18 protein-coding genes are annotated in these 24,388 nt (G+C 71.4%); 7 read left to right on the top strand and 11 right to left on the bottom strand.

Annotated elements, in window-relative coordinates; genetic code table 11:
* Window positions 1–22: 22 nt before the first annotated feature.
* Together rsmA and NVV32_RS04495 are read right to left on the bottom strand one after the other, a co-directional pair.
* Complete coding sequence (gene rsmA, locus NVV32_RS04500) at window positions 23–1,021, bottom strand: 16S rRNA (adenine(1518)-N(6)/adenine(1519)-N(6))-dimethyltransferase RsmA (RefSeq protein ID WP_422391526.1); 999 nt, start codon at window positions 1,019–1,021, stop codon at window positions 23–25.
* A 482-nt stretch (window positions 1,022–1,503) separates the two neighbouring features.
* Window positions 1,504–2,484 carry a TatD family hydrolase gene (locus tag NVV32_RS04495; RefSeq protein WP_422391525.1) on the bottom strand — a complete coding sequence of 327 codons (981 nt, stop codon included), beginning with the start codon at window positions 2,482–2,484 and terminating at the stop codon, window positions 1,504–1,506.
* A gap of 185 nt (window positions 2,485–2,669) precedes the next feature.
* On the opposite strand from NVV32_RS04495, the gene NVV32_RS04490 reads away from it, so the two are divergent.
* The 3 genes from NVV32_RS04490 to NVV32_RS04480 are packed head-to-tail and all read left to right on the top strand — an operon-like array spanning window position 2,670 to window position 7,690.
* Complete coding sequence (locus NVV32_RS04490; RefSeq protein ID WP_055770257.1) at window positions 2,670–3,686, top strand: AAA family ATPase; 1,017 nt, start codon at window positions 2,670–2,672, stop codon at window positions 3,684–3,686.
* Between the two features lie 48 nt (window positions 3,687–3,734).
* Window positions 3,735–5,255, top strand: a complete 1,521-nt coding sequence (locus NVV32_RS04485) for a DUF58 domain-containing protein (protein WP_422391524.1) — start codon at window positions 3,735–3,737, stop codon at window positions 5,253–5,255.
* A complete protein-coding gene (locus NVV32_RS04480) occupies window positions 5,252–7,690 on the top strand; it encodes a transglutaminase TgpA family protein (protein ID WP_422391523.1) in 2,439 nt (812 codons plus the stop codon). The genes NVV32_RS04485 and NVV32_RS04480 overlap by 4 nt, the downstream gene beginning before the upstream one ends.
* A 123-nt stretch (window positions 7,691–7,813) precedes the next feature.
* Here NVV32_RS04480 and NVV32_RS04475 read toward each other — a convergent pair whose 3' ends face one another.
* Both NVV32_RS04475 and rsmI read right to left on the bottom strand, forming a co-directional pair.
* The gene (locus tag NVV32_RS04475; protein WP_422391522.1) at window positions 7,814–9,295 is read right to left on the bottom strand and encodes an NAD-dependent succinate-semialdehyde dehydrogenase; all 1,482 of its coding nucleotides are present in this window, start codon (window positions 9,293–9,295) and stop codon (window positions 7,814–7,816) included.
* 134 nt (window positions 9,296–9,429) lie between these two features.
* A complete protein-coding gene (gene rsmI / locus NVV32_RS04470) occupies window positions 9,430–10,221 on the bottom strand; it encodes a 16S rRNA (cytidine(1402)-2'-O)-methyltransferase (RefSeq protein ID WP_235498863.1) in 792 nt (263 codons plus the stop codon).
* Window positions 10,222–10,831: 610 nt separating this feature from the next.
* Here rsmI and NVV32_RS04465 point away from each other — a divergent pair.
* On the top strand, window positions 10,832–12,304 hold the full coding sequence (locus NVV32_RS04465; protein WP_055770244.1) for a dolichyl-phosphate-mannose--protein mannosyltransferase: 1,473 nt from the start codon (window positions 10,832–10,834) through the stop codon (window positions 12,302–12,304).
* 42 nt (window positions 12,305–12,346) lie between these two features.
* Window positions 12,347–14,218, top strand: coding sequence for an AMP-dependent synthetase/ligase (locus NVV32_RS04460; protein WP_422391521.1), 1,872 nt, complete (start codon window positions 12,347–12,349; stop codon window positions 14,216–14,218).
* Between the two features lie 105 nt (window positions 14,219–14,323).
* Here NVV32_RS04460 and NVV32_RS04455 read toward each other — a convergent pair whose 3' ends face one another.
* Entirely contained in the window at window positions 14,324–15,844 is a 1,521-nt protein-coding gene (locus NVV32_RS04455) for a TIGR01906 family membrane protein (RefSeq protein ID WP_422391520.1), read from the bottom strand.
* Between the two features lie 110 nt (window positions 15,845–15,954).
* On the bottom strand, window positions 15,955–16,947 hold the full coding sequence (locus NVV32_RS04450) for a stage II sporulation protein M (RefSeq protein WP_055770238.1): 993 nt from the start codon (window positions 16,945–16,947) through the stop codon (window positions 15,955–15,957).
* A 127-nt stretch (window positions 16,948–17,074) separates the two neighbouring features.
* On the opposite strand from NVV32_RS04450, the gene NVV32_RS04445 reads away from it, so the two are divergent.
* On the top strand, window positions 17,075–17,914 hold the full coding sequence (locus NVV32_RS04445; protein ID WP_055770235.1) for an RDD family protein: 840 nt from the start codon (window positions 17,075–17,077) through the stop codon (window positions 17,912–17,914).
* Here the strand turns inward: NVV32_RS04445 and NVV32_RS04440 are convergent.
* From NVV32_RS04440 to NVV32_RS04425, 4 genes are all read right to left on the bottom strand, one after another.
* On the bottom strand, window positions 17,911–19,248 hold the full coding sequence (locus NVV32_RS04440) for an Ig-like domain-containing protein (RefSeq protein WP_422391519.1): 1,338 nt from the start codon (window positions 19,246–19,248) through the stop codon (window positions 17,911–17,913). The genes NVV32_RS04445 and NVV32_RS04440 overlap by 4 nt on opposite strands.
* Before the next feature lie 159 nt (window positions 19,249–19,407).
* Window positions 19,408–20,907, bottom strand: coding sequence for an adenosylhomocysteinase (ahcY, locus tag NVV32_RS04435; RefSeq protein ID WP_422391518.1), 1,500 nt, complete (start codon window positions 20,905–20,907; stop codon window positions 19,408–19,410).
* A gap of 68 nt (window positions 20,908–20,975) precedes the next feature.
* Window positions 20,976–21,167: a hypothetical protein gene (locus NVV32_RS04430; protein WP_422391517.1), complete on the bottom strand. Its 192-nt coding sequence runs from the start codon at window positions 21,165–21,167 to the stop codon at window positions 20,976–20,978.
* A 105-nt stretch (window positions 21,168–21,272) separates the two neighbouring features.
* Window positions 21,273–21,656, bottom strand: coding sequence for a DUF3499 domain-containing protein (locus tag NVV32_RS04425; RefSeq protein ID WP_055770817.1), 384 nt, complete (start codon window positions 21,654–21,656; stop codon window positions 21,273–21,275).
* A 110-nt stretch (window positions 21,657–21,766) separates the two neighbouring features.
* Between NVV32_RS04425 and NVV32_RS04420 the strand changes: the two genes are divergently transcribed.
* Window positions 21,767–22,261 (top strand): metallopeptidase family protein, encoded by a 495-nt coding sequence (locus NVV32_RS04420; protein WP_422391516.1) that lies wholly within the window; start codon window positions 21,767–21,769, stop codon window positions 22,259–22,261.
* Between the two features lie 96 nt (window positions 22,262–22,357).
* Here the strand turns inward: NVV32_RS04420 and NVV32_RS04415 are convergent, their stop codons facing one another.
* Window positions 22,358–24,142: a DUF5719 family protein gene (locus NVV32_RS04415; protein WP_422391515.1), complete on the bottom strand. Its 1,785-nt coding sequence runs from the start codon at window positions 24,140–24,142 to the stop codon at window positions 22,358–22,360.
* Window positions 24,143–24,388: the final 246 nt, after the last annotated feature.

Genomic DNA, 24,388 nt, shown 5'->3' with positions numbered 1-24,388 from the left:
TCCACCAACCTAGCCGACGGCGTCAGCCCGCAGCGGACGCCTCGGGTGGCCCCGGCACGGTCGGCGCGGTCGGCGCGGTCGGCGCGGCGTCGGTGTCGGGTCCGGGTCCGGCTCCGGCTCCGGCTCCGGCTCCGGCTCCGGCGTCGACCGTGGCGTCGACCTTGGCCTCGGCGATGCGCGCGAAAGCGGTGATGTCGAGCACCTCGCCCCGAGCGGTGGGGTCGACGCCCGCGGCGCGGAGGGCCTGCTCGGCCAGCACCGGGGACCCTGCCCAGCCGGCGAGCGCAGCCCGGAGCGTCTTGCGCCGCTGCGCGAACGCCGCGTCGATGACCGCGAAGACCTGCTCCCGGGTCGCCGTCGTGACCGGGGGCTCGCGCCGCGTGAACCGGACGAGGCCGGAGGCGATCTTCGGCGCCGGCCAGAAGACGTTCATCCCGATCACCCCCGCCTTCGTCATGCTGGAGTACCACGCCGCCTTCACCGAGGGCACGCCGTACACCTTCGACCCCGGCGGGGCTGCCAGCCGGTCGGCCACCTCGTCCTGCACCATCACGAGACCGTGCCGGAGCGTGGGGAAGCGCGCGAGGAGGTTGAGGACCACGGGGACGGCCACGTTGTAGGGCAGGTTGGCGACCAGGGCGGTCGGCGCGTGCGGCAGTGCCGTGACGCGCAGGGCGTCCTCGAGGACGACGTCGAGGGCCGCCGTGCGGTCCGGCCGCCACTGCGCGATCGTCCCCGGGAGTTTCCCGGCCAGCACCGGATCGATCTCTACGGCGACGACCCGCTCCGCGGCGTCGAGCAGGCCCAGGGTCAGGGATCCGAGCCCTGGTCCCACCTCGAGCACCGTCTCGTCCGGAGCGAGGTGGGCCGCCGTGACGATCCTGCGGATGGTGTTGCCGTCGATGACGAAGTTCTGGCCGAGGGTCTTGGTGGGGCGGATGTCCACCTCTGCTGCCAGTCGGCGGATGTCGGCGGCGCCGAGGAGGGGCGCGGGCTGGCCCGCGGCAGGGGTCGAAGTCACTCCGCCATCGTATCCGGCCCGGCGGACGGCCCGGCGGACGGCGGTCATCCGCTTCGGCACCCGCCGGTATCCGGACCCGGAGCCGGCGGGTGCCGAAGCGGACGGTCGAGGGCGGGTGAGCGGAGATCCGGTGGAGGGAGTCGGCGACGCCTGATGGGAACCCTGGTCTCAGGAGGGTGCCCGGCGCCGCCGACCCGCTCGGGAGCGGCCTCCTCGCTGGGAAGGGAGGCCACCGTGTGCGCCGGCCCCTCCGGTCTCAGAAGAAGGGCGGCGAGGGGATACCCGCCGGCCGGCGTGCTGGCACAGGCGGGCGGGAGTCCCTGCATCGAGGCTACGGAGCGCGTGTGCGGCGTGGCACGAGTGCCGCCCACCCGCCTTCTGCGGGGTGCTACTCGGTTCGCCGGATCGGGCTACTTACGTCGATCATCCGCCGACTCCTCCGGTGATGCGACCCGCCGGACGGGCTCGGAGCAGCATGGCCGTCACGGAGCGTCCCAGCTCCCGTACACCGCTTCGGTGTTGGCGGTGAGCCGGGAGCACAGGGCGTCCACGCCGGAGCCGACGACCTCCGCCATCGCCCGCACGGTGTTCGGCATGACGTAGCTCGCGTTCGGACGGCCGCGGTGGGGATGCGGCGTCAGGAACGGGGCATCGGTCTCCACCAGGACGAGCCCCGGGTCCGCGACGAGCAGGGCCTCCCGCAGGTTCGCGGCATTCCTGAAGGTGACGGTGCCTGCGAAGGACATGAACCAGCCCTGCTCGTTGCAGACACGGGCCAGGTCGGCATCGCCCGAGAAGCAGTGCAGCACCACGCGGTCGGGTGCCCCATCGGACAGCAGGGTGGCCACGACGTCGTCGTGCGCCTCCCGATCATGGATCTGGAGCGCCTTGTCGAGGCGCTTGGCGATGTCGATGTGGGCTCGGAAGGACCTCAGCTGGCCCCCGCGTCCATCCTCCCCGGTCCGGAAGTAGTCCAGGCCGGTCTCACCGAGGGCCCGGATCCTGTCGCCCGCCGCGAGATGCTCGATCTCCGACAGGGCGTCGTCGAGCGTCCCTCCCTCGGCGAGGAGCGGGGCGTCGTTGGGGTGCAGCGCCACCGCGCCGAGCAGGCGGGGATCCTGCTCGACGACGGCGGCCGTGAACCGCGAGGACTCCAGATCGGTCCCCACCTGGACCGCGCCGCGGACCCCGGCCGCCTCGGCCGCGTCGAGGGCCTCGCCGATCGGGACCATGACGGCCCCGTCCCGGACGTCGAAGTGCGTGTGGTTGTCGATCACCGGTACCGCGAGCGGCTCCGGCAGGGGCGGGAAGCCACCCTTCCGTCGCCGTCGCACCTCCCCCGCGGGCTCGCCGGAGCCGGACGCGTCGGAGCCGGACGCGTCGGCCTCCTCGGGCTCCCGATAGGCGGGCGGGGTCTCCCCGACGGTCAGGCCGCGGCCGGCCGCGTTCGCACTGTCACACATACCTTCAAGCCTAGCCAGCGCGCGGAACTTATCGCCCCGGGGACAAGTTGAGCTAGTAATCTGTTGAATCCAGCAGCCCGGTCTGTCCTGCCCCGCGCCGGATCGGTCGCGGCCGTCCCCTGTGTCGTCGATCCCGGCCGCCCCGGCCGACGGTCCCGGTGCAGGCTCTCGCGTGGAAGGTACCCATGGACGTCCAGCACAACATCGCCGAGGTCGCCGACGATCCGCGATCGGCGGCCCCGGACGTCCCGGGAGCAGGATTCCACGAGATCAGCACCCGCATCCTCGATGCGATCGACACCGTGATCGACGGGAAGCCCGAAGCGGCGAGGCTGGCCCTGACGGTTCTGCTGGCACAGGGCCATCTGCTCCTCGAGGACGTCCCGGGGGTGGGCAAGACCATGCTGGCGAAGACCCTGGCGCGGACGATCGACTGCACCGTGAACCGGATCCAGTTCACCCCCGACCTGCTGCCGTCCGACGTCACGGGCGTCTCGATCTTCAACCAGGACTCGCGGCGTTTCGAGTTCCGGCGCGGACCCGTGTTCGCGAACATCGTCATCGGCGACGAGATCAACAGGGCCTCCGCCAAGACACAGTCCTCGCTGCTCGAGTGCATGGAGGAGCACCAGGTGACCGTCGACGGCCATACGCACCCGCTCGGGGCGCCGTTCATGGTGGTCGCCACGCAGAACCCCATCGAGATGGAGGGCACCTATCCCCTGCCCGAGGCCCAGCGGGACCGTTTCATGGCGCGCATCTCGATGGGCTACCCCGATGCGCGGGCCGAGGCGGACATGCTGGAGACCCACCAGTCCGTCTCGCCCCTCGAGGCGATCAGGCCGGTGGCGAGCGTCGCGGACATCGCGGGCATGATGCGGCAGGTGCGCGGTGTCTACGTCTCGCCCGCGGTCAAGGACTACACCGTCTCGATCGGCCGCGCCACGCGCGAGCACCCCAGGCTGCGGCTCGGCGCGAGCCCCCGCTCCCTGCTCCAGCTCCTCCGCGCCGCGAAGGCGGGCGCAGCCCTCGAGGGGCGCGACTTCGTCCTGCCCGATGACATCGCCGCGATCGCCGACGCCGTCCTCGCCCACCGCCTCCTGCTCGACCGCAAGGCCACCAGTGCCGGAGACACCGCATCCACCATCGTCGCGGACGTCCTCGCGCGCGTCCCCGTGGCCCGCGAGGTGCAGCGGCGATGACGCGTCCGACCCCCGACTCGGTCCCCTCCTAGATCCGGCGGATCTCCGATGGCCCTCCTCGACAAGCTCCCCTCGCGCATCCTGACCGTGCGCGGCTGGGGTTTCGTCCTCACCGCGATCGTCTCTCTGCTGGCGGCGCAGATCCTGGGCCGGCGTGACCTCCTGTACGTGGGCGTGCTGCTGCTCGCCCTGCCCCTGGCCTCGCTGATCGTCCTCCGGATCGTCAAGCCGCGCTTCACCGCGGCGCGACGCTTCCAGCCGCAGTCCATGGAGATCGGGGCGACGACGACCGTCACCCTCTCGCTGACCGCTTCGGTGGCCGGCGGTGCGACGGTTGCGATGGAGGAGCGACTCCCGGCCCGCTTCGGGCAGGCCCCCCAATTCACCTATCCGTCACGCAACCCCACGCGCGACGGCGTGTCCCTCTACGAGTACCGGCTCAGATCGGCCTCCCGGGGCGTGTACGGGATCGGGCCCGTGACGGCCGAGTTCACGGACCCGTTCGGACTGTGCATCTCGCGCCATGTCCTCGGCGGCAGCGATCCGCTGGTCGTGACGCCAGCGCCGGTGGACCTGCTCGGCACCGCGCTGTCCGGCTCGCGGGGGAGTGACGGCATGGCGGCGACCAGGCGGCAGGCCAACCCCAGCGACGACGACGTCATGACGCGTGAATACCGGCACGGCGACTCGATGCGGAGGGTGCACTGGGCCGCCACCGCCCGCCACAGCGAACTGATGGTCCGGCAGGAGGAATCCGTGACCACGCCGCAGGCAACCCTGCTGATGGACCAGCGCCACCACGGTTTCGCCACGGGGTTCAGTGCCGCCTTCGGCAGCGGGGACGGCACGGGCCTGACGACGTCGCCGACGTTCGAGTGGGCGGTCACCGCTGTCATGTCCATCAGCGCGCACCTCCTCGAGCGTAACTACGCCCTGCGCTTCCTCGACCACCACGGGGCGCCTGCACTGCTGCACTCCGCCTCCGCGCCGTTCCCGTCCGACGAGGAGCACCACGGCCAGGGCGCGGTCGCCGGCATCGCCGAGGGCCTGGCCGCCCTGGAACTCGCGCCGGAAACCGGGCGGCGGTCCTCGGCAGAGGACGGCACCGGTAGCAGCGCGGTCCGGGCCGGCGAGGCCGCGCGGGCGGCGGCACGACGCATCCGGCGGTCGACGGCGGAAGCTGCCCAGACAGCCCACCACGCGGCGTACGGCGACGATCTCCTGGACAAGCTCGCCGCGACGCGGCACCGCGGCCCCCTCATCGCCGTCGTCGGGGTCCTGACGACCGAGGAAGCGAAGGCGCTCGCCTCTGCGGCGGACGGCAGTTCCCCGTCGTACGCCATCATCGCGACCGAGCGCCCCGCGGACTCCCGGAGACAGATCGACATCCTGCGCGATGCGGGCTGGCATGCGACCGCGGCGTCACCCATGGCATCCCTTCCCACGGTCTGGGCCGGTCTCGAGCAGCCCGCCGGTCCCGTTCCTTCCGGAGCAGGCGCCGCCCCGGGCGCCGGGCGCCCGTCCGAGCAGCACCGACCCGCACGCGACATCTCCAGGGGATCAGCATGACCTCGACTCTCACCCGCCCCGCGACGGCTCCGGGCACCGCGCCGGCCGTTCCCCGACGGTCGCCGTCGGCCGACCCGTGGCACTGGGCCGTGACGGGTGCCTGCCTCCTCGCGGTGCTCGCGGCGGCGACGAGCCTCAACGGTGTCGTCGAACCCTGGACGTGGCTCGCGCCCGTGGTCGGCACCCTCGTCCCCGTCCTGGTGGCGATGGCCGCCACGCGGGCGCTCCGCCTCGGCAGCATCATCACCGCTCTCGTGGGGGTTCTCGCCCTCATCGGGTCCCTGACCGCCCAGTTCTTCCCGCGCCAGAGCATCCTCGGGGTGGTACCCGGTCCGGGCACCTCGCTGGAACTGCAGCGCCTGCTCGCCCAGGCCGAGGAGACGGTGGTGTCCCAGGTCGCTCCCGTCCTGCCGAGTGCAGGGATCTTCCTCATCGTCTGCGCCGCGCTCGGGCTCATCGCGATCGTCGTCGACCTCTTCTCGACCACCCTGCGCATGCCCGCAGCCAGCGGCCTGGCCCTGATCACGGTCATGATCTCGCCGGCCGTCGTGAAGCCCACCGGTGTGGGCATGTTCGCCTTCATCACCACGGTCCTCGCGTTCCTGCTCCTCCTCGCCGTCGCGCAGTGGCGGGGGAATCGGCTCGCGTCGGGCGGGGCGCGAGCGTCTTCGGGCTTCGCCGGGCGCAGCGCGATGATCGGAGCCGCGGCCCTGGCCGTCGCCGTGGTCCTGCCGATGTTCGTGCCCGGCTTCACCTCGGGAGCCTTCCCGCAGGGCGCGCGCCTGAACCTGTGGGGCAATGCCACGGGGCTGAATCCCGCCGTCACCCTCGGCAACGACCTCCGGAACCCGACGGGCTTCGGGCGCATCGCCTACTCCACCAACGCGGACACCCCGGTCTACCTGCGGGCCGTGACGCTCGAGGACTTCAGCGGACGCCGCTGGGAGCCGGACGAGCGGAGGGGCGAACGCGAGGCGGGCGTCGAGGAGATCGGCACGGAGACGGGGGCGCCTGCTGCTGGCGCCGGTACCGAGCAGGTCTTCACGCGCATCACGACGCAGAGCTATGCGAGCCCCTGGCTGCTGTCTCCGTACGCACCCGTCGGTGTCTCGAACCTCGCGGGCAGCTGGGCCTGGGATCCGGCGAATCTGTCCATCCTCGCGACGGATGGCGGCTCGACGGCCCGGCAGGAGTACCTGGTGGAAACCCGCTCCGCGGCGCTCACGCGGGAGGGGCTGGGGGCGATCGGGCCGTCGGACAGCGAGTCCGTTCCCGCGATCTTCAGCGAGCTGCCCGACGACACCCCGGAGATCGTCCGCACCAGGACCGACGAGATCACCGGGGAGTACGTGAACCCCTACGACAAGGCGATGGCCATCCAGAACTACCTGCGGGGACCGGAGTTCACGTACTCGGTCGAGGCCCCCGTGGAGGGCGGGTACGACGGCAGCGGCATGGATGTCATGGCCCGCTTCCTCGACTCGAAGTCGGGATACTGCGTGCACTACGCGGGGACCATGGCCGTGATGGCCCGGGCGGCCGGCATCCCCAGCAGGGTGGCCGTCGGCTACACGCCGGGAAGCCCGACCGGCGACACCGAGGAGGGCCCCGACGGCACCGAGCTCAACGAGTTCGTCGTCGACTCCCGCAATGCCCACGCCTGGCCCGAGCTGTACTTCGAGGGGATCGGGTGGGTCCAGTTCGAACCGACGCCGTCCCGTGGCGTGGTGCCGACCTACGCGCAGCGGGCCTTCTCGCCGGTGGGACCCCGTGCGGACGACTCCGACGCCCTGAACCCGGGAAGCCTTCCCCGGGTCGGAGCGGAGGCCGAAGCGTCGGCGGAACCCTCGGATGCTGCGGCGGGCGGCCCGGGTGCCGGACCGCAGAACGAGGCCTCGCCCGGCGCCGGCGCGGCCGCTCTCGGCGGGATCGCCCTGCTCGCCCTCGTCCCCCTGCTGCTGCGCACGGCCAGGACCCGGTCACGCCGCCGGACCGTCGCCGTCGCGGACGTGTCGGCCGTCGACGGAGCCGCGACCGCGGCCTGGGCCGAGACGACGGAGATCGCCGGCGACTACGGACACCCGCTCGACGAGACCGACACCCCGCGCACCTTCGCAGCCCGCCTGACCCGCGAGGCGGATCTCGCGGGCGAGCCTGCGGAGTCGCTGGCCCGGCTCAGGAATGCCTACGAGCACGAGGAGTACGCCGAACGGATCCCGGCGGCGGACGGAGCGATCCCGCCGGGCCGGCGGTTCGGCGCGGGCGGCACCGGTGGCTCGGCCAGGCTCGCGCGTCCCTCCGCACCGCGGTGGGACGACGTCGATACCGTCACCCGTGCGCTGCGGCGTGGAAGCCCCTGGTCCACGAGGGTCAAGGCCCGGTTGTTCCCGCAGTCGCTGCTCAACGGCTTCCGGTCCGGTTCGCGCCGCGGGTAGCCGGGCCGGCCCGCCGGCAACGCATCGCCCGCAGAGACGGACGGGTGGAACCGGGCCCCATGGTGACGGAGGCCGGCACCCCCTCTCGGGGAGCCGGCCTCCTGACGCTCAAGGAGCGCGGAATCAGGACGCGTACGGGTCCGCGATACCCACGTACTGGGTGTACAGGTACTCCTCGATGCCCTCTGCGCCGCCCTCGCGGCCGAGCCCGGACTGCTTGACACCGCCGAAGGGAGCCGCGGCATTGGAGACGACCCCGGCGTTGAGGCCCATCATGCCGGTGTCCAGCCGCTCGCCGATGCGCAGTCCGCGGTTGAGGTCCTTCGTGAACACGTAGGCAACGAGGCCGTACTCGGTGTCGTTCGCCAGGTCCACGGCTTCGTCCTCGGTGCTGAAGGTGACGATCGGGGCCACCGGCCCGAAGATCTCCTCCTTCAGGATGCGCGAGGAGCGGGACACGTTGGTGAGGACGGTGGCCTCGTAGAAGTAGCCGTCACCCGTGATCGGGCTGCCACCGGTGACCGCCGTCGCCCCGTCGCCGACGGCGGAGGACACGAGCTCGTGCACCTTGTCGCGGCTCCTGCGGTCGATCAGGGGACCGAGGGTCGACCCGTCCTCGGTGCCACGGGCAGGGGTCACGGCCCCCATGCGCGCGGCCAGCGCCTCGGCGAAGCGGTCCGCGACGGACTCGTGGACGATGAAGCGGTTGGCCGCCGTGCACGCCTCCCCCATGTTGCGGAGCTTCGCGAGCATGGCGCCGTTCACCGCGGCATCGAGATCGGCGTCCTCGAACACCAGGAACGGGGCGTTGCCGCCGAGCTCCATGGAGGTCCGGAGCACGTTCTTCGACGCGGCAGCCAGCAGGCTGCGTCCCACGGGCGTGGACCCCGTGAAGGAGAGCTTGCGCAGGCGCGGGTCCTCGATGAGCGGCCCGGTGACGTCACCGGCCGTGGTGGTGTTCACGATGTTGAGCACCCCGTCCGGGAGCCCGGCTTCCTGCAGCACCGTCGCGAAGAGCGAGGACGTCAGCGGCGTGAGGTTGGCGGGCTTGAGCACCATGGTGCAGCCGGCGGCGATGGCCGGGGAGATCTTGCGCGTGGCCATGGCCAGCGGGAAGTTCCAGGGGGTGATCAGCAGGCATGGGCCCACCGGCTTCTTGCTGACCAGCAGTCGTGACCTGCCGTCCGGTGCCATCGAGTAGCGGCCGTTGGCGCGCACGGCCTCCTCGGAGAACCAGCGCAGGAACTCCGCGCCGTAGGTCACCTCACCGCGTGCCTCGGCCAGCGGCTTGCCCATCTCGAGTGTCATGAGGAGGGCGAACTCGTCCGCCCTCGCGGTCACGAGGTCGAAGGCCCGCCGCAGGATCTCCCCGCGCTCACGCGGTGCCGTGCGTGCCCACTCGGCCTGTGCTGCGACGGCGGCGTCGAGCGCGGCCATGCCGTCCTCCGGCGTCGCGTCGGCCAGTGTCAGGAGCGTCCTGCCGGTCGCGGGGTCCTCCACGTCGAAGGTGGCCCCGGACGAGGAGTCCCGCCACTGTCCGCCGATGAGGAGCCCCGTGGGCACCTTGTCGAGTACTGCCTTCTCCTGGTCGGCGGTGACGGCCATGCTGGTTCTCCTTCGCGACGGTGGGTGGGTATGCCACGAGGGGCATTCCCGCTCACGCTAGACCTGGCGTCGGAGGGGTGTCCAGTGGAGGCTGCACCCCGCTGGGGCACTTCCTTTGGACGAATGCACAGAGCTCAGCGTGCGGCGATCACGGCGGCGTACAGCTCCCGCTTGCTCACCTGTCCGTTCGCGGCCACGGCGGCCACCGCGTCCTTCAGCCGCATCCCGCCCTGGATCAGCGCATTCACACTGCCCACATGGTCCTCGGGCCTGGTGGGCGCCGTCTCGGGAGCGCCGGACACGACGACGGCGACCTCGCCGCGTACCTCACCGGCTTGGGCCCACTGCAGCAGTTCCAGGAGCGGACCACGCACCACCTGCTCGTGCACCTTGGTGAGCTCTCTCGCGACGGCGGCCCGACGGTCCGATCCGAAAGCCTGCTGCAGGGACCGCAGCATGGGTTCGAGCCGGTGCGGTGCCTCGAAGAAGACCATGGTGCGGCGCTCACTGGCGAGATCGGCGAGCCGGCCCGCCCGCACGCCCGGCTTCCGCGGGAGGAAGCCCTCGAAGCAGAACCGGTCCGTCGGCAGACCGGACAGCGCGAGCGCCGCCAGCACCGCGCTGGCTCCGGGCACGGAGGTCAGGTCCAGCCCTTCCGCGACGGCGGCCTCGACGAGCCGGTAGCCCGGATCGGAGACGGAGGGCATGCCCGCGTCCGTCACCATGAGGAGGGTGGCGCCGTCACGCACGAGGTCCAGCAACTCCGGGGTGCGCTCGGCCTCGTTGTGCTCGTGGTAGCTGATGACCCGCCCGGTCACGGTCACGCCGAGCGCCTGGACGAGCCGGTGGAGACGGCGCGTGTCCTCGGCTGCGACGACGTCGGCAGTGTGGAGCAGGCCGATCAGGCGCTCCGTGGCATCGCCCATGTTGCCGATGGGGGTCGCGGCGAGCACGATCCGACCGCGGCCGCTTCCGTCCCCCGCCGTACCGCGGTACGCGGTGATGGGCGCGCGGGCCACGGTGGTCCCGTCGTCGGGCCGCGCGTCGTCGTCCTGGTCGTCGTCCTGTCCCTGGTCGTCCTGTCCCTGAGGCTCCTCCTGCGCGTCCTCCTGCGCGTCCTCCTGCGCGTCGGCGCCAGCTCCGGCGGACTCCTGCCCGGTCTCGTCCCGGGCGGTGTCGACGGCGATCCCCTCGGTGGCGTCGTCGGACGGGTCGGACACGGAGTCGTCGTATGGCTGGTTCACGGCCCCAGCCTAGCCGCACCGCAGAGGCCCTGACGGTGCCGCCGCGGGACGCACCACGACGGGAGATGCCGCGGTGTCCTCCGCACCTCCCGGCCTGCCGGGAGCGTGCAGGCACCGCCGGTAGCATGACAGGGTGAGCCCTACCGCCGTCCGTCCCCGAGAGGACTCTCCGCACCGCGGCGTCTCGTGGGTCAGGCCCCCGGCTCTTGCTTTCGGGTACGGCGCGCTGAGCAGCCGGCTCCTCGGCCTCGCGGCGCCCGGCGGGGCGCACCGATGGATCCTGCCCCTGATCATGGCGCTGCTCGGCGGCGTCCTCCGGTTCGTGCGCCTGGGCGAGCCCGGCACCCTGGTCTTCGACGAGACGTACTACGTCAAGGACGCCTACTCGATGCTGCAGTCCGGCTACGAGCGCGCGTGGCCCGAGGACGCCAACGACTCCTTCAACGCGGGGAATCCCGACGTCCTGCTCGACTCCCCCAACTACGTGGTCCATCCGCCGGTGGGGAAGTGGATGATCGCGTTCGGGATGCTCCTGTTCGGCTCCGACAACGCCTTCGGGTGGCGCTTCTCGGCCGCCCTCGTGGGGACCCTCTCGGTCCTGGTGCTCGCCCTGGTCGCGCAGCGCATGTTCGGCTCGGCCCTGCTCGGCAGCGCAGCGGGGCTGCTGCTCGCCGTGGATGGTCACCACCTCGTCGAGTCCCGGACCTCGCTGCTGGACATCTTCCTGAGCTTCTGGCTCCTGCTCGCCTTCGCCGCGCTCCTGCTGGACCGCGACGACGGACGACGGCGCCTCGCGCGCCGCCTCGCCTCGCTGGCAGGACAGCGCGACGACGGCGTCCCCGCCCCGCGGCACCTCGCCTACGGACCGTTCCTCGGGCTGCGTCCCTGGCGGGTTGCCGCCGGTATCTGCCTGGGCCTGGCGCTCGGCACCAAGTGGTCGGCGATCCCGTTCATCGCGGCCTTCGGCCTCCTGACCGTCGCCTGGGACATGAGCGCCCGGCGTATCGCCGGAGTGCATCACTGGGTGCTCGGCGGAGCGCTGAAGGACGGGTTGCTCGCCTTCGTGTCGCTCGTGCCGGTCGCGCTGCTGACCTACCTCGCCACCTGGACCGGATGGTTCCGCTCCACGGACGCCTACGACCGCACCTGGGCCGCGACGAACCCCGCCGATGGCTGGGGCTGGGTGCCGGACGGACTGCGATCCCTCGCCGAGTACCACCGCAGCGCCTACACGTTCCATCAGGGCCTCGGTTCCGACCACCCCTACGAGGCGAGCGCCTGGTCGTGGCTCGTGGTCGGGCGCCCCACGTCGTTCTTCTACGAGACGCCCGGCGGATGCGGCACCGACTCCTGCTCGCAGGCCGTCACCGTGCTCGGCAACCCGTTGATCTGGTGGAGCGCCGCGCTCTCCCTCGTGGTCCTGCTCTTCTTCTGGATCGGCCGCCGCGACTGGCGGGCCGCAGCCATCCTGACGGGCGTCGCTGCAGGGTACCTGCCGTGGTTCCTGTATCCGGAGCGCACCACCTTCTACTTCTACGCGGTCGCCTTCGAGCCGTTCCTCGTGCTGGCGCTCGTGTACTGCCTCGGCCTGGTCCTGGGGGGACCGGGAGCGGACGCGGCCCGACGCCGCCGGGGTATCGTGCTGGTGGGGGTCTTCCTGGTCGCGGCCGTCGCGCTGTCGGCCTACTTCCTGCCCATCTGGACAGCCGAGATCATCCCCTACGACCAGTGGCGATCACGCATGTGGCTGCCCAGCTGGATCTAGGACCGACCCCTCCCCTTGCCTGCGGAACGAAAGCGAGCCCTGGTGCGCGAAGCCATCACCGACCTCCTGGTCGACCTCCCCCCGACCGGCAACGTGACGGACCTGCTCCTGCGGACGCACGACGACGATCCGCAGCGCCCGCTCTACGCACGGCGGACCGGTGGTACGTGGACGGACGTCTCCGCCGCGTCCTTCCTCCAGCAGGTCGCCGCGGTGGCGAAGGGCCTGATCGCGCACGGCGTCCAGCCGGGTGACGCCGTCGCCGTCATGTCGAGGACGCGGTACGAGTGGACGCTCGCCGATGTCGCCATCTGGTTCGCGGGAGCCGTCACGGTCCCCGTGTACGAGACGTCGTCAGCGCATCAGGTGGCCTGGATCCTCGAGGACGCCCGGCCCGCCGTCGTGCTCGTGGAGGACCGGGCGAAGGCGGACGTCGTCCTCGACGCCGCGGCGCGCAGCGGCCGCACGGAGACGACGGCCGTCGTCCGGCTGACCCTGGGCGCCGTCGATCCGGGCGAAGCCGACGGCGACGCGCAGGTCGATCCTGCCACCCCGACGCTCGGTACCCTGATGGCGGACGGTGCGTCGGTTGCCGACGGACGGCTCGAGGACGCCCGCTCCTCGCGGGGTCTGGCCGATGCCGCGTCGATCGTCTACACCTCCGGGACCACCGGACGGCCCAAGGGCTGCGTCATCACGCACGGCAACTTCGCCCTCTTCGCCGTCAACACCCTCGAGTTCCTGCCGGAGTTCCTCAAGCAGGAGAACGCCCGGACGCTCATGTTCCTGCCGCTCGCGCACGTGCTGGCCCGTGCCGTCCAGGTGGTCTGCTTCACCGGCGGTATCACGCTGGCCCATTCCGGGTCGGCCGCCCAGCTGCTCGAGGACCTGACGACGTTCAGGCCGACGTTCCTCCTCGCCGTCCCCCGCATCTTCGAGAAGATCCATGCGACCGCTGCGCAGCGGGCCGAGGAGTCCGGCAAGGGCCGGCTCTTTGCTGCGGCCGAGCGCACCGCCGTCGCCTACTCACGCGCCCTCGATGCGCGCGGTCGGGGCGGTCGCGGTCCATCCCCCCTCCTGCGCGGCTCCCACGCACTGTTCGACCGCATCCTCTACCCGCGGCTTCGCGCCGTGTTCGGTGGCGAGGTCACCTACACCGTGTCAGGGGCGAGCCCGCTCAGCGAGCACCTGGCACACTTCTTCCGCGGCGCGGGCATCATGATCCAGGAGGGCTACGGACTGACGGAGAGTACGGCGCCGTGCACCGTGAACACGGTGGCGCTCACGCGCGTCGGGTCCGTCGGCATCCCGATGCCCGGCACGAGCGTCCGGCTCGACGACGACGGCGAGGTGCAGGTGCGGGGCGCGGGGATCTTCGCCGGCTACTTCCGGAACGACGAGGCGACGGCGGAGGCCTTCACCGAGGACGGCTACTTCCGCACCGGTGATCTCGGATCGCTCGACGAGGACGGCTTCCTCACCATCACGGGCCGTAAGAAGGACCTCCTGGTGACCGCCGGCGGCAAGAACGTGGCACCCGGTCCGCTGGAGGAGAGGCTCCGGGAGCACCAGCTGGTCGCACAGGCCGTGGTGGTGGGCGAGGGCAGACCCTTCATCGGAGCGCTCGTCAGCCTCGATCGGGAAGCACTGGACAGCTGGGCCGCGGGCCGCGGCAGGAAGGGACTGACCGTCGAGGAAGCCGCACGGGACGCCGAGGTGCGCTCGGAACTGCAGACCGCCGTCGACGCCGCGAATGCGACGGTGTCACGTGCCGAGCAGATCCGGCGGTTCACGGTCCTGGCGGCGGAGTTCACCGTCGAGTCGGGCCACCTGACACCGACGCTGAAACTGAAGCGGGCCGCCGTCGTCGCCGAACACGCAGCAGCACTCGACGAGCTCTACGCGAAGCGCTGACCCCCCCTTTGGGGCCCGCGGCCCCGAAGGAGGGGTGCGCCCTGTCCACGGCGGAGTCCGGCCGGGTCCGGCACGCGGCGTGCCACGTCCGGCGAGGACGACGGGTCAGGACTTCTCCAGCGCCTCGCGGTACCTGGCCTGGGCGGCGTCCTGGGCGAGCATCGAGCGATCACGGCGCGCCTTCGTCGGCCACGTCGCCACGAGCGTGAGGATCGTCGCCGCGAGGACGAGGACCGCGATGGTCACGGCCGAATCGGTCCAGAACTGTTCGGGGAACAGGCGGATGAGCGTGTCGTCGACCCGGAACGTCCACGTCCCGTCAGCGAAGAACAGGGCGTGCACCTGGGTGAAGAACGTCTGCCATCCGATGACCGCCAGCACCGTGAGCGCGACGATCCCGACCAGCGTGAGGACCGCCCCCGAGAACAGCGCTCGCCTGATGCCGCCCTTGTACCGCCGGGCGAGATACACGCACGCGATCACGGCCAGGACGAACATCACCAGCGCGATGAAGAAGGACAGCCCGAGGACCCCCTTCACATCGGCCATGTGCCCGACCTCCGACTCGAGGAACAGCGGTTCCCCCTCGGGCGTCACGAGCCCGCCGAGGTAGCGGGGCGGCGCGAAGTTCAGGACGTAGTCCAGCGCGTAGGAGCCGTACGTCATCCGATCGTCGAGCGAGAACCCGAACTGGTCGGCGGGGAACCCCGGCCGGTTGTACTCGAGCCACAGGAAGGACGACGTCGCGACGGCGCGGACGGCGGCAGCGACGACGATGACGGGGAAGAACAGGGCGACGACGACCTGCAGGAAGCGCGGGAGGGCCGGCTTCGCCGAGACGGCCTGGTCCCGGACCGCGGCCCGGCGGGCGACGTCCTCGTCCGGTGGCCGGACCGACAGCGCACCGGTGTCGGTCGTGGGCTCGACCCTGGATCGGGGCCGCTCCCGACCGTCCGGCGAGTCGTCCGGCGAGTTGTCCGGCGAATCGTCCGGTGCAGTCTGTGCCGCAGCCGTCGATGCACGGCCCGTGTCGGACGAGCCGCTCACGGCCCGCCCTGCAGCAGACGACCCGGCGACCGGGGACCCGGTCGCAGGCGACCCGGTTGCGGGCGACCCCGCGGCCGTCGATGCACCGGCGATGGACCCTGCCGCCGCCCCTGCAGCGGTCGGAGCGACGCCGGTCAAGCCGGCCGTGTGGCGGTCGTCAGCCGGCGGCCCCTCCCGTGGGGCGTCGCCCGACGACGTTCCCTCGCCGGCAGGATCGACGGTCGGAGTGACGGCTGTCGACGGGGACGCGTCCATGGCCGACGCATCAGCCGGAACGGGGATACCGGACGCCCGCTCCCGTCCCGCCTCCCCGTCGTGGCTGCCCGGGACGTCGGGCATGGTCGACGCCCTCCGCATGGGCAGGGTGTGACGCTGGGCGATCCCGCCGTAGTCGGACACCGATGCATCGGTGGCGCCGGACCGCGGGCCGGTGGACGAGGCATCGTCGGCACCGGGACCGGCGCTGCGGTCATCGCCGGCCGCGGACGAGGCCTCGTCGGTGCCGAGACCCGCCCCGGCGTCGTCGTGGTCCGGTCGCCGCTCGCCGGCCGCTGCTCGGGTACTCTCGGTCTCTGCCACTGCGCTGTCTCCTCGTTCGATGCCCGCCGGCACTCGGTCGGCGTCATCCGACCATACCGGGCATGCCCGCGCGCGGCCCGGAGACTCCCCGGCACTCCACTGCGGTGGGATCAGGCGGTGATGACGGCGTCTCCCCGGTCGACGACGCCGAGGTCTCCGCGGTGCCCGGCCGCGACGGCCCGTCGTCCCAGGATCAGCGTGTACGCCCAGTAGGCGGCGAAGACGAGGAACCCGATGCCGAGGCGGAGCCAGGCAGGCAGGGGGCTCGGTGTCACGAAACCTTCGACGAGGCCCGAGACGAGGAGCACGAGCACCAGCCCGAGCGCCACCGTGATCAGGGCGCGCCCCTCCTCGGCCAGGGCGGCGGAGCGGGGCCGACGGCCGGGTGCCACCCACGCCCAGAAGATCCGGAGGCCCGCGGCGGCGGCGATGAAGACGGCCGTGAGCTCCATGAAGCCGTGCGGCAGGATGTAGACGAAGAAGACGTCGAGCCGATCGTAGGAGGCCATCATGCCCGCGGCCAGACCGATGCCCTGGGCGTTCTGGTACAGGATGAAGGCAGGCCAGATCCCCGTGACGCCGAAGGCCACGGCCTGCAGGGCGATCCAGGCGTTGTTGGTCCAGACCAGCCCGGCGAACGAGGCCGCCGGGTTCTCGGAGTAGTAGTTGACGAAGTCCTCCTCGACGAACTGTCGGAGGTCCTCGTCCGTCCCGAGCGCGGGGATGACGCCCGGCGTGTTCACCACCCAGGCGGCGTAGAGCCACGTGACGGCGATGAAGATCACGCCCACCGCGGCGGTGAGCCAGCGGATGCGGTAGAAGGCAGCAGGCAGGGAGATGACGAAGAACTGCGCCACGTCCTCCATGACGTTCGAGCGGGCACCCGTGAAGCGGGTCCTGGCCCGCGAGAGCCGGGTCGAGAGCGCACCGGACAGCGCACTCTCCGGATCGACGGACCGGATGATCGACAGGTGCGTCGACACGCGCTGGTAGAGCACCAGCAACTCGTCCGACTCGGCCCCGTCGAGCCGCCGGCGACGCACGAGGTCGTCCAGGCGTTGCCAGTCGCTGCGGTGCACGGCGATGAATGCGTCAACGTCCATGCGCCCACCCTATAGCCCGCGGACGCGCGGGCCAGGGGGTCGCCGGCGAGGGCACGGTGGCGCCGTCGGCGGCGCCGCTAGGCTGGGTGGACACGCCGCGTCCGCGGCCGGTGATCAGGGGGTAGTCATGAGTTCGGTCGTCACCGGGGAGGCCGTCGTCCTCGAACTGAAGCCGGCAGGATTCGCGGCGCGGGGACTGAGCGTGCTCATCGACATCATCGCCCAGTTCGTCGTCGCGATCCTCCTGGTCCTCCTGGTGGGCAACGTCTTCGGGGGTGTGCTCGACGAGGCGCTGACCACGGCCCTGCTGCTCGTCCTCGTGGTCATGCTCCTCGTCGTCGTGCCGGTGACCGTGGAGACCCTGACGCGCGGCAAATCGCTGGGTCGGCTGGTGATGGGGCTGCGGATCGTGCGCGACGACGGCGGGGCCATCCGGTTCCGGCACGCGTTCATCCGGGGCATGCTGGCGATCCTCGAGATCTACATGCTGGGTGGCTCGCTCGCGTTCCTCGTCTCGCTGTTCAACGAGCGCTCGAAGCGGCTCGGTGACCTCCTGGCCGGGACCTACGCCATGCGGGAGCGGGTTGTCGCGAGGCCACGTGCCCTGGCGGTCATGCCGCCGCGGTTGCAGGAGTGGTCGGCGACCGCGGACATCGGGCGGCTGCCCGATGCCCTCGCCCGCCGGATGTCGCAGTTCCTCTCCCAGGCGCCCAAACTGACCCCGCAGGCGCGGCACACCCTCGCACTCGACCTGGCAGCCGAGGCGAGCCACCACGTCTCCCCGGCACCGCCGTCGGACACGCACCCGGAGGAGTTCGTGCACGCCGTGATCGCGGCGCGTCGGGACCGGGACTACGCCTCGATGCTGCGCCAGCGCGAGCGGGCGGAGGCGACAGCGAGAAGGCTCCACACGCTGCCGTTCGGCGAGCGCGCGGAGCCTTCCGGCAGGACCGTGGACGGGTCCTAGGGCTGGTTGACCCACTCGTTCCACGGGACGTTCCAGTCGCCGAACCCGTCCCACACGTACATGGGTCCGTAGTCGGTGTTCAGGATCTGCACCACGTCGCCCGGGCCGAAGGTGTTGTAGAAGTACTCGGCGCCCTCGGGCGACATGCCGATGCAGCCGTGTGAGACGTTGATGCTGCCGAGCGCCACCTGCGCGGCGGGGAGCGCTTCGTGCACGAAGGCACCGCCCAGGCTGAGCCTGCTGGCGTGGTTCACCACCGTCGGCGGGTAGTAGGCGGGATCGCCCGGCTTCAACCCGATCGACTCGGCCGTGAACCTCGTCGACTCGTAGTGTTCCATGACCACCATGTAGCCCTCGGTGGACGGCCAGTCCTCGGTGCCGAGCGTCACGGGGAAGGTGCGGTCCAGCGTCCCGTCGAGGTAGACGTTCATGGTCTTCGTGGCGTTGTCGACGACGGCGAGCCGCGTGTTGTGGGTCTTCACCGTCATGGCGGTGTCACCGTTGCCGATCATGCCGTTGCCGAGGTCGACGCCGAAGAGGTTCGCGGTGACCGTGATGGTGCTGTTCGGGGCCCAGAAGGTCTCCGGCCGGTAGCGGACCTTGGTGTCGGAGATCCAGTAGAAGGCGCCCGGCTGGCCGCTCGTACTCGTCACGGTGATGGCCTTCTCCACCTCGGCCCGGTTCACGACGGGCTCGCTGAACGTGAATTCGAGCGGCTGGCCGGTGCCGACGGTGCTGCCGTCACGCGGGAACATCGCGGCATCCGCTTCATTGGCGGGTTCGACGGTCACGAAGGACGAGGTCTGCCGTTGGGACCGGCCGGCGGAGTCGCGGACCGTGTAGGAGAACACGTACTCGGTGTTGAAGGCGAGGCGCTCGGTCGCCGTCCAGGAGCTGCCCTCCGCGGAGATCTCGCCGGCGACAGCGGTTCCGCCCGCTCGCGGGACGAGCTCGACCGCCTCCAGGGTGCCACCCGTGACGGTGATCGCGGCGACGGTGGCCGGATTCACGGCGTAGGCCTGATCGGTCGGGGTGAGACCGACGATGAGCTGCGCGGCGTCCGGTGCCGGGGCTGCTGTGGTCACCGAAGGGTCGGCGGGCTTCGGCGAGGTGCCGGCCGTGGGATCGGCACCGGCTCCGGCCGAGGTGGGCGATGTCGACGAAGGTGCTGACGAGGGGCCGGACGAGGACGACGGCGTCCCGTCGTCCCAGGGCGACGCCGTGGCGATACCCACGCCACCGCCGATCACCACGACCGCGGCAGCGCCGATCGCCGCGACCTTCCAGCCCTTACGGCGTGCCGCATCCCTGCCGGACTCCTGTTTCATGCGCATGCGTGTGCCCCTCACCGTAGCTGCCCCCAGCGATTTTACGCGACGGCTGCTTCCGGGCTCCGCAGGTACCGGCCCGTTTCCGACAACGATTCGGCCGCTGCCAGAGCCCTCGGACTCCGGCAGCGGCCGACCCGTCGATACGCCGGTCGGATCCGGCGATCAGTAGCGGTACTGCTCCGGCTTGTACGGCCCGGCGGCATCGATGTCGAGGTACTCGGCCTGGCCCTTGGTGAGTTCCGTCAGCTCGACCCCGAGTGCGTCGAGGTGGAGCCTGGCGACCTTCTCGTCGAGGATCTTCGGCAGGACGTACACCTCGTTCTCGTACTCGCGCTTGCCCTCGGCGTCATCCTGCTCGAACTTCGTGTACAGCTCGATCTGCGCGATGGTCTGGTTGGCGAAGGAGTTGCTCATCACGAACGAGGGGTGCCCGGTCGCGTTGCCGAGGTTCAGCAGCCGACCCTCCGAGAGCATGATGATCGAGTGCTGCTCGACACCCTCGGCCTCGTCCGCCGGGATGACCCACTCGTGCACCTGGGGCTTGATCTCGATCTTCTCGACCCCGGAGATGCGGGCGAGCCCGGCGATGTCGATCTCGTTGTCGAAGTGGCCGATGTTCCCGACGATCGCCTGGTGCTTCATGCCCGCCATGTGGCGCGCCATGATGACGTCCTTGTTGCCCGTGGTGGTGATGAAGATGTCGCCCTGGTCGAGGACCTTCTCGAGCGTGGTCACCTGGTAGCCGTCCATCGCCGCCTGCAGTGCGCAGATCGGGTCGATCTCCGTGACGATGACGCGGGCGCCCTGGCCACGCAGCGCCTCGGCTGCGCCCTTGCCCACGTCACCGTAGCCGCAGACGACGGCGACCTTGCCACCGATGAGCACGTCCGTCGCCCGGTTCAGCCCGTCGGGGAGCGAGTGGCGGATGCCGTACTTGTTGTCGAACTTCGACTTCGTCACGGAGTCGTTGACGTTGATGGCCGGGAACAGGAGCTTGCCCTGGGCCGCGAGCTGGTACAGGCGGTGCACGCCCGTCGTCGTCTCCTCGGTCACGCCCTTGATGCCGGCGGCGATCGTCGTCCACTTGTGCGGCTCCGACTCGAAGGTCGAGCGGACGGTGTCGAGGAAGACGGTGTACTCGTGGGAGTAGTCGGCGTCGCCCTCCTGCGGGTTGGCCGGAACCGCCCCGAGTGCCTCGAACTCCGCGCCCTTGTGCACCAGCATGGTCGCGTCCCCGCCGTCGTCGAGGATCATGTTGGGGCCGAGTCCCTGCGCCTGGCCGGGCCAGGTGAGGATCTGCGTGGCGGTCCACCAGTAGTCCTCGAGGGTCTCGTTCTTCCAGGCGAACACGGGGACGCCGGCGGGCTCGTCCGCGGTGCCCGTTCCGACGACGACGGCTGCGGCGGCCTCGTCCTGCGTCGAGAAGATGTTGCACGAGGCCCAGCGGACCTCGGCACCGAGGGAGGTCAGCGTCTCGATGAGGACGGCGGTCTGCACGGTCATGTGCAGCGAACCAGCGATCCGCGCGCCGGCGAGGGGCTGCGCGTCGGCGAACTCCTCGCGGAGGGCCATCAGGCCCGGCATCTCGTGTTCCGCCAGGCGGATCTGGTGGCGCCCCGCCTCGGCGAGCGAGAGGTCGGCAACTTTGAAGTCGAACGTCATGGTCTGCGGTTCCTAGCTGTGGTTCGGAGTGTGCGGGGCCGTGCTGCTCACGGGGATGCTTCCCGTCGTCAGGAGCGGGCGGCACCGTCCAGTAGTTCGGCGCGGAGAAGCACCGGGATGCCTTCGTCGAGCCCGTAGGTAGGGGTCTCGCCGTCGGGCCCCGGCGAAGCCGGCCTGAGCACGTCACCGTCCTGGATGAGCTTCGCGCCCGTCACGGGACACCGGAGGACGTCGAGCAGCCGTGCTGGGAGATGCGCCATGGTTCAGCTTTCGCTCGGGGATGGAGACACTCCGTCGATTCTACCGCGGGGCCTTCCGACGGCCTCAATCGACGGACTCCTGGTCCGACGACCGCGGGACCTGCCTCAGGGCTCCCGGAGGATCCTGAGGTGGCCGCGGCGGGGACCGGCGCCCGCGGGCGGTTCCATCGGGGCCCTGCTGCCCCGCTGCTGGGGTACGGCCGGCTCGGCGGTGGGCTCCGCCGCGGCTTCGCGGACGGCGTCCGCGAGCGCCAGCAGATCGTCCGAATTGTGCTCGGGCACGGCATCGGGGAGGGTCAGTCGGACGACCTCCCATCCGCGCGGGACGGTCAGTCGTTCAGCGTGGATGGCGCAGAGGTCGTACGTGTGCGGCTCGGCGTAGGTGGCCAGCGGGCCGAGGACGGCGGTGGAGTCACCGTAGACATAGGTCAGAGTGGCAACCGCCGACCGCTGGCAGGCTGATCTGGAGCATTGACGGAGTGATCCCACGATCGGCAAGCCTACCGGCCTGCGAGATCATCGGCCGCCACCGGCGCACCCGCCCGGTGTCCGCCGACCGATGGAGTGCGGGCCCGTGATCGAAGGCTTAGAGTCTTTACATGCAGGATGAGCCCACTTTTTCGGTCAATCTGACCGATCCGTCGTCCGCCGAGGGACGCCCCGCGAGGTCCTTCTACGAACGCCGCCGCAACCGACGGGGCCGTGGGATGCGCGGGACGCTGCTCCCGCCCCACCTCCCGGGATCACGCTCCCGGTCCGAGCAGTTCGACGACTGGGTGATGGAGTCCGCGCAGCGACTCGAGCGGCTGTGGGGCGAGCGTATCCACGACCTCCAGATCGTGGTGCAGGAGATCCCGGACGGCCTCGAGGAGATGACCGCCGACGAGCTGAAGGACCTGCTCGGCTCGTGCACCCCGACCGCTCCCGGCCGGCCCGCCGTCATCACCATCTACCGGCACCCGGTCCTCATGGCCGCCAAGTCGCTCATGCCGGTCAACGAGCTGGTGCACGATGTCGTGGTGGAGCAGACCGCGGAACTCATGGGTCTCTCTCCCGAAGCCGTGGACCCGGCCTACGGGCGCTCGCAGGCCTGAGTCCCCCGGCGCCCGGCTACCGCTCCCGCCGGCACGCGGGTCCCCCGCCGCACCCGGAGGGCGTCACCCGGACCGCTTCCGTGCGCGATCACCCGGTCAGTAGCCCAGCTCCACGGGAATGCTCAGCGCTCCGCCGGCACTGGGTGCGACGCTCGCGACCGAGATCCCTGCCACGGCGCCCCGCGTCGTCATGACCTGCGCACCGTACACCGGATCACCCGTCGCGTTGATCACCACTCCCGCCGCCGTCGCACCGAGCGCGGACGAGGGCACCGTGATCGAGGTACCCCCGGCGATGCCGATGACGATCGGCTGACCGAGCGCGCCGTCGGCCGAGACGGGCGTCAGCGTCACCTCTCCCCTGCCCGTCGGTGCCCCCAGCACCAGAGCGGTGTCGACCCCTTCGGCCAGGGCCACGGCATGGTCGCTACCGAGCCGTACGGCCGAGCGCGCTCCCGCGAAGTCGACCGGGTCGCCGTCGTCGATGCCGCGCGTGACCCTCGCCCCGGCGACGATGGAGACGTCCGCGGTCACCGCGATCGTGTAGTTGCCCTCCGGCAACGCGGCGAGCGGAACCGTTGTCACGGAGCCGGCAGCGGCGGTCGCGACACCGCCCTCGGGCAGGGGCACCTCCCCGTCCGGGCCGTACACCTTGATGTCGAGCACCGCGTCGCTCGACCCCGGGACGAGCACCTGAAGCTCAGGGGCGGCGGTCGCGTAGCCCTCCTGCTCGCGGATGCGCCGGGCCGTGTCCGGATCCTGGACGACGACGCCGGGTACCACCTGCGTGACCCCGGCGGTGGCGGTCGGTGACAGCAGTTCGATACCGCCGGGCGTGAGTCCGCGGAGCACGCTCTGCTGGATGATGCCGGCGATGCGTCCGCCGTCGCTGCGGACGCGCAGTGCAACATGGTCCTGGTTGCCGGCGAGTCCCGCGAGCACGACCTGCCGTGTCTCGCCGGGGGCGACGAGCTGGCCGCGCAGGCCGGCCGCATCGATGGGGCCCTCCCGTCCGAACAGCTCGAGAGTCACCGTCGCGGGGGTGACCGTCGGGTTGGTGAGGGTGAGCACGGAGGTCTCCCCCACCGTCGTCGACGCCCCCATGAGCCAGAAATCGTTCGACGGCACCTGGCACGCGGTGGCTGCGAGGCCGCGCAGGTCGCCGTCCTTCGCCGAGTAGGTGGTGGTCGCCGCCGCGACGGGCGTGAGCCCACCCTGGGGCTGGGCCCGGAGGACCGACGGTGCGTCGACCGCCACCGCGCCCACCGTCCCAGCGATCCGGGTCGTGAGTCCGTCCTCACCGCTGCTGGCGGGCGCGTCGCCCACCTGCGAGGACTCCGACGCGAACGGCTGGATGAGCGCGAGCGGCTCCTCACCGCCCACCGGCACCAGTCCGCTTCCGGTCACGGTGGCACTCAGGTCGCTGAGCACCAGGCCCGACGCCGTGGTCTTCGCGGTCGAGGACGCCGGACTGAACTGCGGATCGCCGCCGTCCACCGTCGCCTCGAGGAGACGGGGCGGCGCCGCGCAGACGGCCGAGTAGTCGCCCGCGGGCACCGCCGCGGCCGGGACGGCCAGGGTCTGCGCCGAGGGACGCGGAAGCACGTCTCCCACGGCGCCGGACGCGATGCCAGCCGTCGCGGCCAGCAGGACGACGCCGGTCGCGGCACCTGCAGCGACCCCGAGTCGGGCCCGGCGACCGGCGGCGGTGCCGGTTCCTGCCGCCCTGTCCCGGGCGACGGCGCGCGCGGCCACCGCGGAGTCGATCGGTGGGGAGGGGGTTCCAACGGTCCGGGGCTCGACGACGGGGAGCTCCGGAGCATCGGGGGCGTCAGGGTCACGGTCGGCGACGGGCTCGACGGCGTCATCAACGCGCCCCACGGGCCCGGCGACGGGCTCGGCGACGGGCTCGGCGACGGGTTCGACGGCGGACGCGACACGGTCAGGGGAGGTGGCTGCAGGATCAGTGGCGGTGCCGTCTACCGCCGCACCAGACGACGGGATCGTCGACGCGGCCGTCGCCCCGGTGCCCGCTGGCGGGCGGTCCGCTGCTGAATCCTCGGTCCTTCCGCCAGGAGCCTGCGCATCACTTCCCGAGCGAGCGTCGCCTGTCGGCGCGGCCTGCCT

The sequence above is a fragment of the Arthrobacter sp. N1 genome (genome assembly GCF_048288285.1).
In the GTDB taxonomy this organism is placed as follows: Bacteria; Actinomycetota; Actinomycetes; order Actinomycetales; family Micrococcaceae; genus Arthrobacter_D.
Note: the sequence above shows the minus strand (reverse complement) of the source record. Positions and strands in the feature narration are given on the sequence as shown.

Bases quoted from the DNA above. Each gene is read 5' to 3' on its own strand.
- NVV32_RS04490 (WP_055770257.1), top strand. From the start codon at position 2,670: ATGGACGTCCAGCACAACATCGCCGAGGTCGCCGACGATCCGCGATCG.
- NVV32_RS04445 (WP_055770235.1), top strand. From the start codon at position 17,075: ATGAGTTCGGTCGTCACCGGGGAGGCCGTCGTCCTCGAACTGAAGCCG.
- NVV32_RS04475 (WP_422391522.1), bottom strand. From the start codon at position 9,295: ATGGCCGTCACCGCCGACCAGGAGAAGGCAGTACTCGACAAGGTGCCC.
- NVV32_RS04495 (WP_422391525.1), bottom strand. From the start codon at position 2,484: ATGTGTGACAGTGCGAACGCGGCCGGCCGCGGCCTGACCGTCGGGGAG.
- NVV32_RS04485 (WP_422391524.1), top strand. From the start codon at position 3,735: ATGGCCCTCCTCGACAAGCTCCCCTCGCGCATCCTGACCGTGCGCGGC.
- NVV32_RS04440 (WP_422391519.1), bottom strand. From the start codon at position 19,248: ATGCGCATGAAACAGGAGTCCGGCAGGGATGCGGCACGCCGTAAGGGC.
- ahcY (WP_422391518.1), bottom strand. From the start codon at position 20,907: ATGACGTTCGACTTCAAAGTTGCCGACCTCTCGCTCGCCGAGGCGGGG.
- rsmI (WP_235498863.1), bottom strand. From the start codon at position 10,221: ATGGGCGATGCCACGGAGCGCCTGATCGGCCTGCTCCACACTGCCGAC.
- NVV32_RS04465 (WP_055770244.1), top strand. From the start codon at position 10,832: ATGGCGCTGCTCGGCGGCGTCCTCCGGTTCGTGCGCCTGGGCGAGCCC.
- NVV32_RS04420 (WP_422391516.1), top strand. From the start codon at position 21,767: ATGCAGGATGAGCCCACTTTTTCGGTCAATCTGACCGATCCGTCGTCC.
- NVV32_RS04450 (WP_055770238.1), bottom strand. From the start codon at position 16,947: ATGGACGTTGACGCATTCATCGCCGTGCACCGCAGCGACTGGCAACGC.
- NVV32_RS04430 (WP_422391517.1), bottom strand. From the start codon at position 21,167: ATGGCGCATCTCCCAGCACGGCTGCTCGACGTCCTCCGGTGTCCCGTG.
- NVV32_RS04480 (WP_422391523.1), top strand. From the start codon at position 5,252: ATGACCTCGACTCTCACCCGCCCCGCGACGGCTCCGGGCACCGCGCCG.